At 55.6% G+C, this 12,321-nt stretch carries 10 protein-coding genes and 3 pseudogenes; 5 read left to right on the top strand and 8 right to left on the bottom strand.

Annotation, left to right across the window (positions count from 1 at the left end):
- Positions 1-183 precede the first annotated feature (183 nt).
- From I6F17_RS14720 to I6F17_RS14710, 3 pseudogenes are all read left to right on the top strand, one after another.
- Positions 184-414: pseudogene (locus tag I6F17_RS14720) on the top strand (transglutaminase-like cysteine peptidase); the annotation flags it as partial.
- Between the two features lie 56 nt (positions 415-470).
- Positions 471-1,217 (top strand): annotated as a pseudogene (locus I6F17_RS14715) (GDP-mannose 4,6-dehydratase); the annotation flags it as partial.
- A 61-nt stretch (positions 1,218-1,278) separates the two neighbouring features.
- A pseudogene (locus I6F17_RS14710) lies at positions 1,279-1,883 on the top strand (IS3 family transposase); the annotation flags it as partial.
- Between the two features lie 107 nt (positions 1,884-1,990).
- On the opposite strand, the gene galE (I6F17_RS14705) reads toward I6F17_RS14710, so the two are convergent.
- Positions 1,991-2,968, bottom strand: a complete 978-nt coding sequence (galE, locus tag I6F17_RS14705; protein ID WP_225130611.1) for a UDP-glucose 4-epimerase GalE — start codon at positions 2,966-2,968, stop codon at positions 1,991-1,993.
- A 34-nt stretch (positions 2,969-3,002) separates the two neighbouring features.
- Positions 3,003-3,920 (bottom strand): glycosyltransferase, encoded by a 918-nt coding sequence (locus I6F17_RS14700; RefSeq protein WP_225130609.1) that lies wholly within the window; start codon positions 3,918-3,920, stop codon positions 3,003-3,005.
- Positions 3,921-4,153: 233 nt separating this feature from the next.
- On the opposite strand from I6F17_RS14700, the gene I6F17_RS14695 reads away from it, so the two are divergent.
- Both I6F17_RS14695 and I6F17_RS14690 read left to right on the top strand, forming a co-directional pair.
- Positions 4,154-5,158 carry a glycosyltransferase family A protein gene (locus tag I6F17_RS14695; RefSeq protein WP_225130607.1) on the top strand — a complete coding sequence of 335 codons (1,005 nt, stop codon included), beginning with the start codon at positions 4,154-4,156 and terminating at the stop codon, positions 5,156-5,158.
- A 104-nt stretch (positions 5,159-5,262) separates the two neighbouring features.
- Positions 5,263-6,255, top strand: a complete 993-nt coding sequence (locus I6F17_RS14690) for a glycosyltransferase family 2 protein (RefSeq protein ID WP_225130605.1) — start codon at positions 5,263-5,265, stop codon at positions 6,253-6,255.
- Here the strand turns inward: I6F17_RS14690 and I6F17_RS14685 are convergent.
- The 6 genes from I6F17_RS14685 to galE (I6F17_RS14660) form a co-directional block, all read right to left on the bottom strand.
- Positions 6,202-7,437 carry an ABC transporter ATP-binding protein gene (locus I6F17_RS14685; RefSeq protein ID WP_225130603.1) on the bottom strand — a complete coding sequence of 412 codons (1,236 nt, stop codon included), beginning with the start codon at positions 7,435-7,437 and terminating at the stop codon, positions 6,202-6,204. The two genes, I6F17_RS14690 and I6F17_RS14685, sit on opposite strands and share 54 nt — an antisense overlap.
- A gap of 67 nt (positions 7,438-7,504) precedes the next feature.
- Positions 7,505-8,356 (bottom strand): ABC transporter permease, encoded by an 852-nt coding sequence (locus I6F17_RS14680; RefSeq protein ID WP_225130602.1) that lies wholly within the window; start codon positions 8,354-8,356, stop codon positions 7,505-7,507.
- Positions 8,353-9,249, bottom strand: a complete 897-nt coding sequence (locus I6F17_RS14675) for a polysaccharide deacetylase family protein (protein WP_225130601.1) — start codon at positions 9,247-9,249, stop codon at positions 8,353-8,355. Before I6F17_RS14675 ends, I6F17_RS14680 begins: the two co-directional genes overlap by 4 nt.
- Before the next feature lie 71 nt (positions 9,250-9,320).
- Complete coding sequence (locus I6F17_RS14670; protein ID WP_225130600.1) at positions 9,321-10,097, bottom strand: methyltransferase domain-containing protein; 777 nt, start codon at positions 10,095-10,097, stop codon at positions 9,321-9,323.
- Between the two features lie 100 nt (positions 10,098-10,197).
- The gene (locus I6F17_RS14665; protein WP_225130599.1) at positions 10,198-11,238 is read right to left on the bottom strand and encodes a glycosyltransferase family 2 protein; all 1,041 of its coding nucleotides are present in this window, start codon (positions 11,236-11,238) and stop codon (positions 10,198-10,200) included.
- 54 nt (positions 11,239-11,292) lie between these two features.
- Positions 11,293-12,321, bottom strand: a complete 1,029-nt coding sequence (gene galE, locus I6F17_RS14660; RefSeq protein WP_225130598.1) for a UDP-glucose 4-epimerase GalE — start codon at positions 12,319-12,321, stop codon at positions 11,293-11,295.

The following is a 12,321-nucleotide window of genomic DNA, read 5'->3' as shown; positions in this document are numbered from 1 at the left end:
ACGATCGATGCCTCATAATTGTCGTAGCGCTTCCATAGCATCGAATATACTCCGCCTAGCAATCAAGAATGTCAGGCGAACGTTTCGATAATCAGACATGCTATGCGCATGCTGGCCATGATGTATTGCGTTTGCGGCCAGCCCGCCTATTCCAGCTAAAAATTTCGAGCGGTAACACCATCTCTGTCTTCTTCAAGATTCTGCATTCAATATTCCGAGGATTGCCCGCACCACGATGATCGGAGGATCAGAGATTTCCGCTCCTCAATTCAGCGTTGGCAAGAACTCGCCCAGATCAATTCGACGGTGAATTTCGGCATAGCGCCGAAGGCTCCGCCTGCAAGTTGGCGTGATGCGGTGTGGCAGATTTTCCCATACGAAGGCAATTGCGGCGACTACGGCGTCACCAAGCGCCATCTGCTGCTACGATCCGGCTGGCCCAGCTCAGCTCTCCTCGCCGAGGTCTCATCCGAGCATCCTCTTTCAATACCGCACGCGTCGACCATCTGTACTAGGACCCGCATGTCGGCGACGTGCCGTTCCTGATGCACTATGGCCACATGACAGATTCGACCAATCTGATCCGCCTCGTGCAGCAAATCCAGCCGACCGAGATCTACAACCTCGCCGCCCAGAGTCACGTCGCCGTCAGCTTCGAGAGCCCGGAATGCATCGCCAGTGCCGACGCGATCGGCGTGTTGCGCCTGCTGAAAGCGGTCCGCATCCTTGGCATGGAGAACAAGACGCGGTTCTACCAGGCTTCGATGCCCGAACTCTATGGCCTCGTGCAGGAGATTCCGCAGAACACCGCTCTATCCGCGCTCGCGCTATGGCGTAGCCAAGCTCTACAGCTACTGGATCACGGTGAACTATCGCGAAGCCTACGGCATGTTTGCCAGCAACGGCATCCTGTTCAATCACGAGAGCTCAATCCGAGGCGAGACCGCCGTCACCCGCAAGATCACGCGTGGCGTTGCCCGCATGTGGTGGGATTGAAGGACACGCTCTATCTCGGCAATCTCGAGGCCAAGCCCGACTGGGGCCATGCCAAAGATTGCGTCGAGGGCATGCACAAGATCCTACAGGCCGATAGGGCGGACGACTTCGTGCTCGCCACCGGCGAGATGCACTCGGTGCGGGAGATAGTGGAGCTGTCCTTTGCGCAGGTCGGCCGCCGCATCGTGTGGCGCGGCGAGGGTGTCGAAGAGACTGGCGTCTGAGCTGCTGCCGGTTTGATGGACACCGAGATTAGGTGTTTCATGAAGCCGGAGGTGGGCGATGAAGGGACGGAAGTTTAGTCGCGAGTTCAAGGTCGAGGTGGTCAAGCTGGTCGGGGAAACGTGGGGTATCGGTGGCGCAAGCCGGTCGCGAGCTGGACGTTCATGAGAACGTTCTACGCAAATGGGTGAAGGGAGTTCGGCTCCGACCCGGTGCAGGCCTTTCCTGGCCAAGGGCAGATGAAGCCGGAGCAGCAGGAGATCGAGCGGCGCGTGGTGGGCTGGTCGATGAGCGCGGCCATGACGCACAATTGGTCACTGATGCGCTTCTGACGGCCATTTGGCCGACGCGGCAAACCGGACGCATTACTGCACCACTCCGACCATGGCAGCCAGTACACCAGCGAGTAGTTCCAGCGCCTGATGGCCGACCTTGCCATCGTCTGCAGCATGAGCCGCTCCGGCAACGTCTGGGACAACGCAGCGATGGAGAGCTTCGCCTCCTCGCTCAAGACCGAACGGACGGCCAACAAGATCTACAAAACCAGAGACGAGGCGCGAGCCGATGTGTTCGATTACATCGAAAGATTTTACAACACGACCCGCAGGCACTCGACTATCAGTTATCTCAGCCCGGTTGAGTTCGAGCGCAAGGTGGGATTAGCTCAACCCGGTGTCCATCAAACCGGCAGCAGCTCAGGGACCATGACCTTCACCGCACTACACGACTTTAACGCTCGCATCTACGTTTCGGTCCCCTCGTAACGCCCAACTTAGTACGATCTTGCAAGTTCCCACTCTAGTGCGCTCCTGATGATCGCATCGAGACTGTCGAACGTCGGCGTCCAGCTTAGTTGCGTGGTCGCTACACTTGGGTCCGCAATGATCATAGCCGCATCACCTGGCCGCCGCGCAGCCATGCGAATGTCCAGCTTTATTCCCGATATCTTTTCAACAGCATGCAAGACCTCCAGGACAGAATAACCGCGACCATAGCCGCAATTCACAATGATGCTTTCTCCACCATCTCTTAACCGTGCCAACGCAAGCCGGTGAGCGCCAGCTAGATCCTTTACGTGGACATAATCTCGGACGCAGGTCCCGTCTGGAGTGGGATAATCTGTTCCGAATACTTCGACGAACGGCCTTTTCCCAGTTGCCGTTTCGATGGCCGCCTTGATCAGGTGACTAGCGCCTCGTGTAGACTGCCCGATGCCTCTTTGCGGATCGGCTCCTGCTACATTGAAGTACCGCAAGATGGCGAATTTGATAGGCTGCACCCTTGAAACATCTTGCAGGATCCACTCCGAGATCAGCTTAGATCGTCCGTACGGAGATTGCGGCAGAAGCGGATCGCCTTCCTTGACGGGCAGTGATCCTTGCGCGCTATATACCGCAGCGGTCGAGGAAAAAATAAAGTGCGGAACGCGGCATGCGACGGCGACTTCGATTAGTGTCCGTGTCTTGCTCGCATTGTTCAAGTAGTAATAGAGGGGGTTGGCCACCGACTCGGGAACGACGATCGAGCCCGCGAAGTGGATGATCGCATCAATGTTGTGCTCGACAATGAGACGGGACACTAGACTCGCCTCGCCCACATCTCCGACAACCAATCGCGATTTGGGAGAAACGGCGGCTTCAAAACCGGTGGAAAGATCGTCGAGCACGAGAACGGTTTCATCGGCGTCAACCAGGTCAAGAACCATTTGGCTGCCGATATAGCCTGCCCCTCCAGTCACTAGGATTGCCATGTAGGATGCCGGCCCTCAACGCGTTATTATGGAACTATGGAAAGGCGATTTTGCCCGGCGTCCGTATATGGGTTCGAACTCGGTGGATGAACCATCGTCCCATTTCTAGCGCGGCGATCTTTCCGAAACGGAGGCTTCGCGCGAAGGAGAGAAGCGCACTTCGCGATCGATAGCCACTTTTAAGGTCACTTACGATCTCATCCTTGTAGTATCTGACCCACACTCGCCGTCCGAGGAGGCGTTCATCCTCCAGGAGCAAAGTATTGGTCGTGTGAGCCCGTTGGCGATCATTGATGAGGAGGACCCATTTCAGCATGACAGATGGATCTCCGGACATATTCTGTCCGTGCCAGCGATAGAGAGCAACGATCTCTGGATGCGAGTGGATCGGATATTTCGCCGCCATGCGGAAATAGACGTCATAATCTTCGCAACGAGGTAAGGACGCGTCGAATCCACCGATGTCTCGCAACTTCTGTCGGTCGTACATCACAGTAGCATGCATCCCGATGGCGTTACCGGTCAAAAGGGTGCGGAAAGCGTCGACTCCGATTTCCGAGTAGACTTTTCCTCCCAATGGCTCACCTCGCCGTCCGACCCGACGATGCGCTCCATAGACCAGACCTGCGAGAGGGTTAAGTGCATGACTGGCCAGGCCAAGGAAGACCGCATTTGGCATGAGCAGATCATCTGCATCGAGGAAGACGATGTACGTTGATGTTGACGCCTTGAGCCCTGTATTCCGCGCCGCTGCCAGTCCAGCATTGGGCTGGGTGATCAGCCTAACCCCTGGATAGCGTGCAACAACGGATGCAGGGTCGTCGGTCGATCCATCATCGACGACTATGATATCGTCGAATGGCGCCGTCTGCGTTAAACCGCTTTCTATTGACGCGGCGAGGAAATGAGCCTGCTGGTATGTATTGATTACAAGTGCGACGGAATTCGTCATGAGGCTCTTCAAGGATCGGACGATTGGATTGAAAAAGCAGCATCTCTCAGCCGCTACCGCTCGAGAATAAATGTAATGGCAGTGCTTCTCCTTAGGTCCGCAGAATAGCTCGAAAAGCGAGCCAAGGCTACTTGGCTACGCTGGTTACCCTAACAGTGAAGTTGCCGGGACTATCCGGGATGATATGGATAATGTGCCTAGCTCCCGATGGGACCGGCTAAAGGGCTGCCATCATGGCATTGGTCAGCGTTCTTATTCCTGCCTACAACGCACAACAAACGATCGGCGAGACCCTTGAAGCTGCGCAGCAGCAAACGTACGGCGACCTTGAGATCCTCGTGGTCGACGACGGGTCCACCGACGAGACACCAGACATCGTGTCTCAATTCAGTGACCAAGATCCCCGGGTTATCCTGATACGTCAATCTAATTCGGGCGTTGCGGCTGCCCGAAATACCGCTCTTGCTAGGTCAAAAGGCTCCCTAATTGCCCCGCTTGATGCGGACGATCTTTGGCACCCGACTAAAATCGAACGGCAAGTCGCCAATCTGCTCAAAGCGCCCAACGACGTCGGGCTGGACTATTGCTGGTTTGTCGACATTGACGCCGACTCGAAGATAACACGCTGCTACGTAAGTCGCCTCGAGGGGGATATCTACCAGCCGCTTATTGTTGGCAACTTTATAGGCAATTCAAGCGTTCCACTTATTCGGAGGACGCTGCTTGAACAGATCGGCGGCTGGAACCCAGGCCTCCGCGCAGCCAATGCGCAAGGATGCGAGGACTGGCTGCTGTACCTCCAGATTGCCGAGCGCGCGCGCGCCGTACTCTCACCAGCCTTTCTCGTGGGTTACCGTCAACTTCCCCAGACGATGTCGAGAAATGTGCGACAAATGACGCGATCGTACGAACTGACTATGAATTATGCTCGGGCGAGCCACCCAAATGTGCCCGAGGACCTGTTTGCGAAGTCGCGCCGCGATTTTGACCTCTACATCTCTGGCATCCAAGACGCGACCCGGACTTCCAAGATCCAAGAAGTGCTTGCTGCGACAAGGCGTGATTTAGGAATCCGATCGAAAAGAGGCGGCTTTTCGAGCGATTTAGCGCGCGGCCTTTTGAGGACCGTGCTAAAGGTCTATCATCTTGGCACAAACGTGAGTGTCTCAATTCATGGATGCCACTTCGGAACGATCGAACCGAACACGCGATGTCCGATTTGCGACCCACTCGAATGAATTCCCAAGATTCTTGAGGCGTACAATTCACAGGCAAAGTTGTTGGCCGCTGCAATCGTACCCCTCAGTAAAGCTTTCACTTCTCAAGGCGATTTTGGTAAGAGATGATTTCGGAGCATCCACAGGACCAAGCGGTGCAGCTATCTGATCCCCTTGTTTCCATCATTATGATTTTCTTTAACGCTGAGACTTTTATGGCGGAAGCCGTGGAAAGCGTGCTTACTCAAAGTTATGCCAACTGGGAGCTTTTGCTCGTTGACGATGGCTCGACGGACAAGAGCAGCGAAACGGCTATGGAATACGCTAGGCGATATCCCGAGAAAGTTAGATACCTGGAGCACGCCGGTCACGTGAACCGCGGAATGAGCGCGACCAGGAATCTTGGAATACGTGCAGCGCGTGGCGAACTAATCTCTTTCATCGATGCAGATGATGTCTGGGAACCGAACAAGCTGGTCGATCAGGTGAGGATCATGCGAGACCATCCCGAGCTGGGCATGGTCTGCGGCGCGGTACTTTATTGGGGGAGCTGGACGGGCGACCACGATTTCCTGATCCCGACGGGACACATTTTCGATCGCCCCGTTCCGCAGCCCGAGGCCCTACTCGCGCTTTATCCGCTTGGGAAGGCAGACGCACCATGTCCCTCTGACGTCATGATCCGGGCCAATATCCTTGCGCGCATTGGAGGATTCGAGGAGCACTTTACCGGCGAAAAACAAGCCTATGAAGACCAGGGATGCTTCTCCAAACTTTACCTGGAAGCGCCTGTCTTCTTTTCCAGCCATGTTTGGCTCAAGTACCGACAACACCGAGCCTCCTGTCTCACCACGGTGCGCCGCGAAGGGCAGTACGGAACTGTGCGCTTGTACTATCTGTCATGGCTCAAACGCTACTTGAGATCAAAGGGGGTGACGGAGCCGCGGATCGATGAAGCCATCGATCGCTCGATGTGGCGCTATACGCACCCAGTCATCTACGGCTTTCTGATGTTCCCCTACGAGTTGCTTGAACGTGTCCTTCGGCGCGTCGGAAAGCATCATCTACTCCACGGGCGGAAGCCCTTCAGGCCTACTGGCCAGTCCAGCCGGGTCTGAGAGCTGCGGACTAAGAAGCGGGTAGCGCAGGTTTGCCGAATGGGCCAACCGAACGATGCCATGCTCTCGTAGGTACGGCCAATACGCATCATTCACGGTGGCTGGGATGACTTCAAAGCTTAGACAAGCCTCCGCGGACAATCTCGCCTCTTCTTCACCCCAGGCATAGAGCGAATAACCAGCAAGATACGTCCCCGGCAACAAGCCTAACGAGCGTACGCTGAACACGACTTCAACGACCTCCGAAATGTCGAACTGATCGACACCTTCCGCGAGGCTTTCCAGAGATGAGATCAGCACTCCCTCCTGATCGAGTATCCTGACTTGCGCGACGCCACGCTTGAACGGCTGCTTAGCTCCTAACCGCAATACAAAATCGTAGTCTCCACCAAATTTGAGATGAGGGCATACAGTCTCAGTCGATGGCTCTACAACACGGAGCTCCCCCCAAACAGCATCGGTCTCAGTGCGTTGCACCTGAACCGATTGTGGCGTGGATGCAAGCAGATAGCGATCGATGACGGCCGAGGACGGGCCAATCTGTTTCACGCACCCCTCCTCCAGAAAGATGGCCATATCACAGAGCTGGCGGACCATCGCCATATTGTGGCTGACGAACAGCACGGTTCGCCCCTCACCTGCAGCGTCTTTCATTTTGGCGAGCGATTTGCGCTGAAAGTCGGCATCGCCGACCGCCAGAACTTCATCAACCAACAGTATATCCGGCTCGAGATACGCAGCAATTGCAAAGGCGAGGCGGACATACATTCCGGAGGAATAGCGCTTGACCGGCGTTTCCATCACCGCTCCCACGTCGGCGAACTCGATAATTCTATCAAGCTTCGATGTGATCTCAGACCTGCTCATTCCTAGGATGCCGCCGTTTAGATAGATATTCTCGATCCCGTCCAACTCAGGATGAAAACCCGCGCCCACTTCAAGAAGACTGCCGACTCGCCCCCTAAGCCTGGCCTCTCCCTCATCTGGCTCGGTGATCGAGGTCAGCACTTTGAGAAGTGTCGTCTTACCAGAGCCATTCCGCCCGATAATCCCACAAACACTTCCCACCGGAATCGAGAAGGTTACATCCCGAAGCGCGTAGAACTCGCCGCTCCGCCGTGCGGGCCGCTTACCTCGAAGTCGATCAAGAAAATAATGGATTTCCTCCTTCAACGAGCTCATGCCTATGGCGCCTCGGCGATATCGCTTCGAAAGACCTTCGACGTCGATTGCTAGTTGATGCCGCATCTCAGATCGTGTCCATGACCGTGCGCTCAACGCGCTGGTAAAGCAGAACACCACATCCCAGAGCGACAGACGTTGTGAAAAGGGAAGCTAGGAGCTGGCCCGGCGAGAGCATCGATTCGCCTAGGAGGCACCAACGGCCTTCCTCGACGATGGCTGTCAATGGATTGGCGAAGCTCGCAAGCACCCTAAACTGTTCTGGAATAGCCGAGAAAGGATAGAGCACCGGGGTTACGAACATCGAGACCTGGATTAGGAACGGCGTCATGAAGGCCAGATCGCGGTACTTCGCGGTTGACGCGCCAAGGAGGAGACCTATCGCAAGAGAAAAGGCCGCAAGGTGCAGAACGACCATTGGAAATGCGACAATGCGCCATGAGAGACCGTCGGCCTTTCCGAGCCATTGAAATGCGATGAGGAACGCAAGCACTACGAGGAACTGAATCAGGAGCGCCACTGCATTCGAAATCAGTGACGACAACGGGACAATGATGCGGGGGAAGTAGACCTTGCTAAAGATGTGTTCGTTCTCGATGAAGACCTGGCTGGTAGCGTGGATGACCTGTGAGAAATAGGCCCACGCGATCAGCCCCGAAAGATAGAATAGTGGTGCCGGCTGATTTGCTGTCGACACACCGGCGACACCGCTGACCGTGGCTGTAAAGACAGCCGTCCACACAAGAGGCTGAAGCACCAGCCAACCGGGGCCAAGTAAGGTTTGCTTATGCCGAACCTTGATGTCGCGCAGGGCAAACAGAAATAAAAGATCTCTATGTCCCCATGCGCGCCGCAAGTCAAGGTCGAACCAGCCGCTCCGACGCCTGACGATCGTGACTCGCTTTAGACTTCCTGTCATAGCGAGGGATCCTCGATCCTCATTTGAAACTCGTCGGCCTCCCAATTTCCCACGTAGATCCGTGGCAACGTCAGGGGAACGGGATTATGTCCGACAGAGCGAGCGTCCACCGTGCAAGCAAGTTCGAAACCGGCCTCTCTGACTGCTCGGACAGTCACATCACTATGATCGCCGAACGGATAGGCAAAGGCCCGCACTGCAGTACCCGTGATTTCTTCGCAGGCTCGCCTGCTGTCGGCAATCTCCCTGAACTGAATGTCTGCGCTGTGCGCCGGCAAAGTGGGATGCGTCAGCGTGTGCGCCCCGATCGTGATCAAGTCGTCCGAGATATTGCGAACCTCTTGAGCTGTCATGGCCCGATGCATCTCCCGAGCTGAAAGATCGCAGGACGACCATATACCGATCTTCGTTAGGAGTTGCCTCTGAGCTTGGTGTGGAAGAACTCGCAAAGCTCCCCAAATCTCTCGAAAGACGCGGTCTCGCCCTTGAAGATTCGAGAACGGGGGGACCCGCCAGTGGCAATCTTTGCCCCCGACGTGGAGCGTCAGACTATCTGGCAAGTATTCGGCTTCAAGGAGGACCCGCGCCAGAGCATCCCACCAGAATTCCCTGGCAGTGCCGATGATCTCTGTAGTTACGAACAGCGTCATCGGGCAATCTAGCCGCTGCAATATCGGCCGAGCGTTCAAATAGACATCATGATAGCCGTCGTCGAAGGTGACTGCTGCAAGCGGCTTTTCCGAGGGCGTACGGCTCCGCTCCAAGTCAAGCAATTCGTGGAGGTGTACGACACGTCGAGAGCGCTTAAGACGCGTGATCTGCTTCTCGAAGCGCACCGGATGTACCGCAAGCCCCCAGGGGTCGACCGGAATGTCTGCCACACGGTGATACATGAGTATGATCGGGTCAGCGCCAGAGATCCACCGTTCAATTGATCGCTTTAACCTTCGCATCGGCAGCGGTATCATTGGGGCAGCCTCTTTGCTGCGGCAGCGACAATTAGGGGAAACGCTTTATCGAGCACGTCAAGCTTGGCCGGCGGCACTTCCGACAGCGATAGTCCTTGCAAGAAGCACGTCGCAGCAAAGACATTTCCGAACGTCTCGACCTCAATGCCTTCTTCCGCAAGCACCGAGGCCAGCAGTCGCTCAAGTGCATTCTCAGTTAAGGACCAGTACCAAGTGCGGCCCCAGGTCCCTCGATCAACGGGAGAAATCCCCGGCACTGTAATGAGCAGCGTTCCGCCCGGCTTGAGAGCCCTGGCAAGCTCCGCCAACGCCCCGCGCATATCGAAGATCAGATGCAGCGTTTGCGTGAGAATGATACAATCGAAAGCCCGGTTCGGCAAAGTACCAGGGACCGAAATATCCCCGACGATGGTAGCGGCTGGATGCGTCGCGTCGACGTGGAGAACATCACTTTTCTCCACCTGCGAGCCGCCGAACCGAAGGGTATACTCATTGTCACCGATTTCGAGCACTCTGCCGCAGACAATTGATGAATTGCGCTCAAGGAAGCGCTCGATAAAATAACGATCGATCGGGAGCCCGCGGTCGAAGCCGAAGTCGACGCTGATCGGTTCCGTCCTTCCAAAATCGCCGAAATCAATGGTTCCGGGCGGAGGCGTCCAAAAGCGACGCGGCAATAGCCGACCGATTGAAGAGGGGCTCTGAGCAACGAGCCGCAGCAGTTGGGAGCGGCAAGACCTTGCGATGCGACGAAACGGGGAAAACGCGGTCATACGCAATCACCCAAGTCCGGGCGAAAGTTCGGTCGGCGAGGACTTCGAATATACACCTGTCGTCCAGGCGGCTCATTACTTTGTTCATCTGCTGGCTTGCTCATGCAGGTACACGCGTGTTCTTACATAGCCAATTCCGATACTCCTTCGAAGTAGCCAAAAAGCCATTGTCGAGCAGCTCATCGACAGTTGAAAGCTTACTTGCCGAATCAAACTTCAGGCAGAGACCGGGCAGCCTCTGCAATCCTGCCCAATAACTCGAATACTCATCACTCGTTAGATAGCCGTATCGTCCGGTTCGGACGGCGTCAGCCACTTTTGCATAAAAAGAATCAACGAACGGAAAATGGAGAAGAACGCACGAAATGTCTGCCAATCTGGCATTCAGTGCGTGGTGCCAGGCAACGAATGGCTTGATCTGTCCGTCCATTCGAAAAAGCGAAACCTTGGTAAGACCATTGTTTGTGCCGAACACCTTCTTCCTGATACCGCCGTGGTGGGTCATGATCTCGGGGTTGCTAACCGCTCCGAAGGTGTAGGGAGACTTGTCGATCGTTGACACGTCGTAGAACGGAAACTGCAAGCGCAGATCGATCCCTCGCTGTATCTTCACCTCAGAAATTGACCTGTCGCTGAACATGTCGAGCATCTGGGTGATCACAGCATTGAAACCCCTTCCGTCGAGGTAGTTGATCAAAGCGGACAAAGGCAGTCTAGCCGACCCAGGAAAGTCGAACTGCTCGTCCACGTCTACGCACAGGCACCACCGGTCACGGCAGTAAGTGTTCGCCAGATAGCGCTTCATTGTGTTTTCATAAGCATGGTAGGGAACGGAGCTCGAGAGCAGCGTAACGTCGGCCTGGTTGGCGAGCATACTGATTGAACAATCGGTCGATCCATTATCCAGGATAACGAAGTGTTTAACGCCTATGGCCCTATGGTGAGTCAAAAACGACTCTAGCCAGGGCTCGCCGTTTCGTACCACGCTGATTATTGTTACGTCGCGGGGCCCAGAATTGACCTGGGCAGGTCCACTAAGGTGCCTGATGCGGGATGGCAACAGCAGCCCCCTCAGTCCGAACTGGATTGCATCCGTCTTATTCACGCGTCCGAAAAGGAAGCGAAGGCTTTCAAGAAACATAGCAGAGCTCGTTCCTCATGGTCCGCCAAGCTCCGGCACAGAGTCTCACCGGCCTCAGCATCGTCGGGTCGGTGGACTGTTCCTCAAACGGTTTGCGCTCTGGGTGGCAAAATGATGATCGCGCCAGCGCAACGCGGTCTCCACAATGAAACTGATTTCCGAGTGGGTCGGTTGCCAACCTAACTCTGCTGCAGCTTTGGCGAACGATGCAACGAGCTCCGGTGGATCCCCCTCTCGGCGCGGTCCATACCGTACCGCCGGCGCGGTCCCGGTGACACGAGCTACCGTACCTATCAACTCAAGTACGCTGGTACCTACCCCCGTACCAAGATTATAAACGAACGCTCCGTCTCTCCTCGTTAACATCTCACCAGCAAGCAAATGTGCTCGTGCAAGATCGACCACATGGATGTAATCCCTGATCGCGCTTCCGTCAGGCGTAGGAAAATCTGTTCCAAAAACCGTGAACGGACGGAGCGGATTGCGAGCAGCTTCGATCGCCAGGGGAATGGCATGCGTCTCGGGCTCGTGATGTTCACCAATATCACAATCCGGATCGCAGCCCGCGGCGTTGAAGTATCTTAAGCAAACAGAGGCTAAGCCGTAGGCCCCGCTGTAGTGCTCCAGTATGCGCTCGACGATCATCTTACTCCAGCCGTAAGGATTGATTGGCATTTGCGTATGGCTCTCGTCGATCGGTACAAATTCGGGAATGCCATAGCTCGCGCAGGTACTGGAAAACAAGATGCGAGAGCATTCGGACGCGCGCATCGCTCCAAGCAAGGCGAGTGTACCGGCCACATTGTTCTCATAATAGATCGCCGGCTCTGTTACTGACTCTCCAACATACGCAAAGGCGGCGAAGTGCGCCACCAGATCCGGTTTGTAGGTCGTCAGTGCACTACGTACCCTGTCTGAATCTCGAATATCGCATTCGACCAAGGGGCCCCATCGGACGGCATCGCGCCAGCCCCGCGATAGATTGTCCATCGTCACGACATTCCAGCCCGCACTTGCGAAAGCCTTGGCGCAGTGCGCCCCCACGTAACCCGCGCCACCCGTAATAATCACCGTCTTTGTCAT

It is taken from the genome of Bradyrhizobium sp. NBAIM18, from assembly GCF_020193825.1.
Taxonomy (GTDB): Bacteria; Pseudomonadota; Alphaproteobacteria; order Rhizobiales; family Xanthobacteraceae; genus Bradyrhizobium; species Bradyrhizobium yuanmingense.
This window is presented reverse-complemented; position numbering and strand designations above follow the sequence as displayed.

What these genes read in the sequence shown, in the direction of transcription:
- galE (WP_225130611.1), bottom strand. Translation starts at nt 2,968, where the DNA reads ATGGCAATCCTAGTGACTGGAGGGGCAGGCTATATCGGCAGCCAAATG.
- I6F17_RS14700 (WP_225130609.1), bottom strand. Translation starts at nt 3,920, where the DNA reads ATGACGAATTCCGTCGCACTTGTAATCAATACATACCAGCAGGCTCAT.
- I6F17_RS14695 (WP_225130607.1), top strand. Translation starts at nt 4,154, where the DNA reads ATGGCATTGGTCAGCGTTCTTATTCCTGCCTACAACGCACAACAAACG.
- I6F17_RS14690 (WP_225130605.1), top strand. Translation starts at nt 5,263, where the DNA reads ATGATTTCGGAGCATCCACAGGACCAAGCGGTGCAGCTATCTGATCCC.
- I6F17_RS14685 (WP_225130603.1), bottom strand. Translation starts at nt 7,437, where the DNA reads ATGAGCTCGTTGAAGGAGGAAATCCATTATTTTCTTGATCGACTTCGA.
- I6F17_RS14680 (WP_225130602.1), bottom strand. Translation starts at nt 8,356, where the DNA reads ATGACAGGAAGTCTAAAGCGAGTCACGATCGTCAGGCGTCGGAGCGGC.
- I6F17_RS14675 (WP_225130601.1), bottom strand. Translation starts at nt 9,249, where the DNA reads ATGTATCACCGTGTGGCAGACATTCCGGTCGACCCCTGGGGGCTTGCG.
- I6F17_RS14670 (WP_225130600.1), bottom strand. Translation starts at nt 10,097, where the DNA reads ATGACCGCGTTTTCCCCGTTTCGTCGCATCGCAAGGTCTTGCCGCTCC.
- I6F17_RS14665 (WP_225130599.1), bottom strand. Translation starts at nt 11,238, where the DNA reads ATGTTTCTTGAAAGCCTTCGCTTCCTTTTCGGACGCGTGAATAAGACG.
- galE (WP_225130598.1), bottom strand. Translation starts at nt 12,321, where the DNA reads ATGACAAAGACGGTGATTATTACGGGTGGCGCGGGTTACGTGGGGGCG.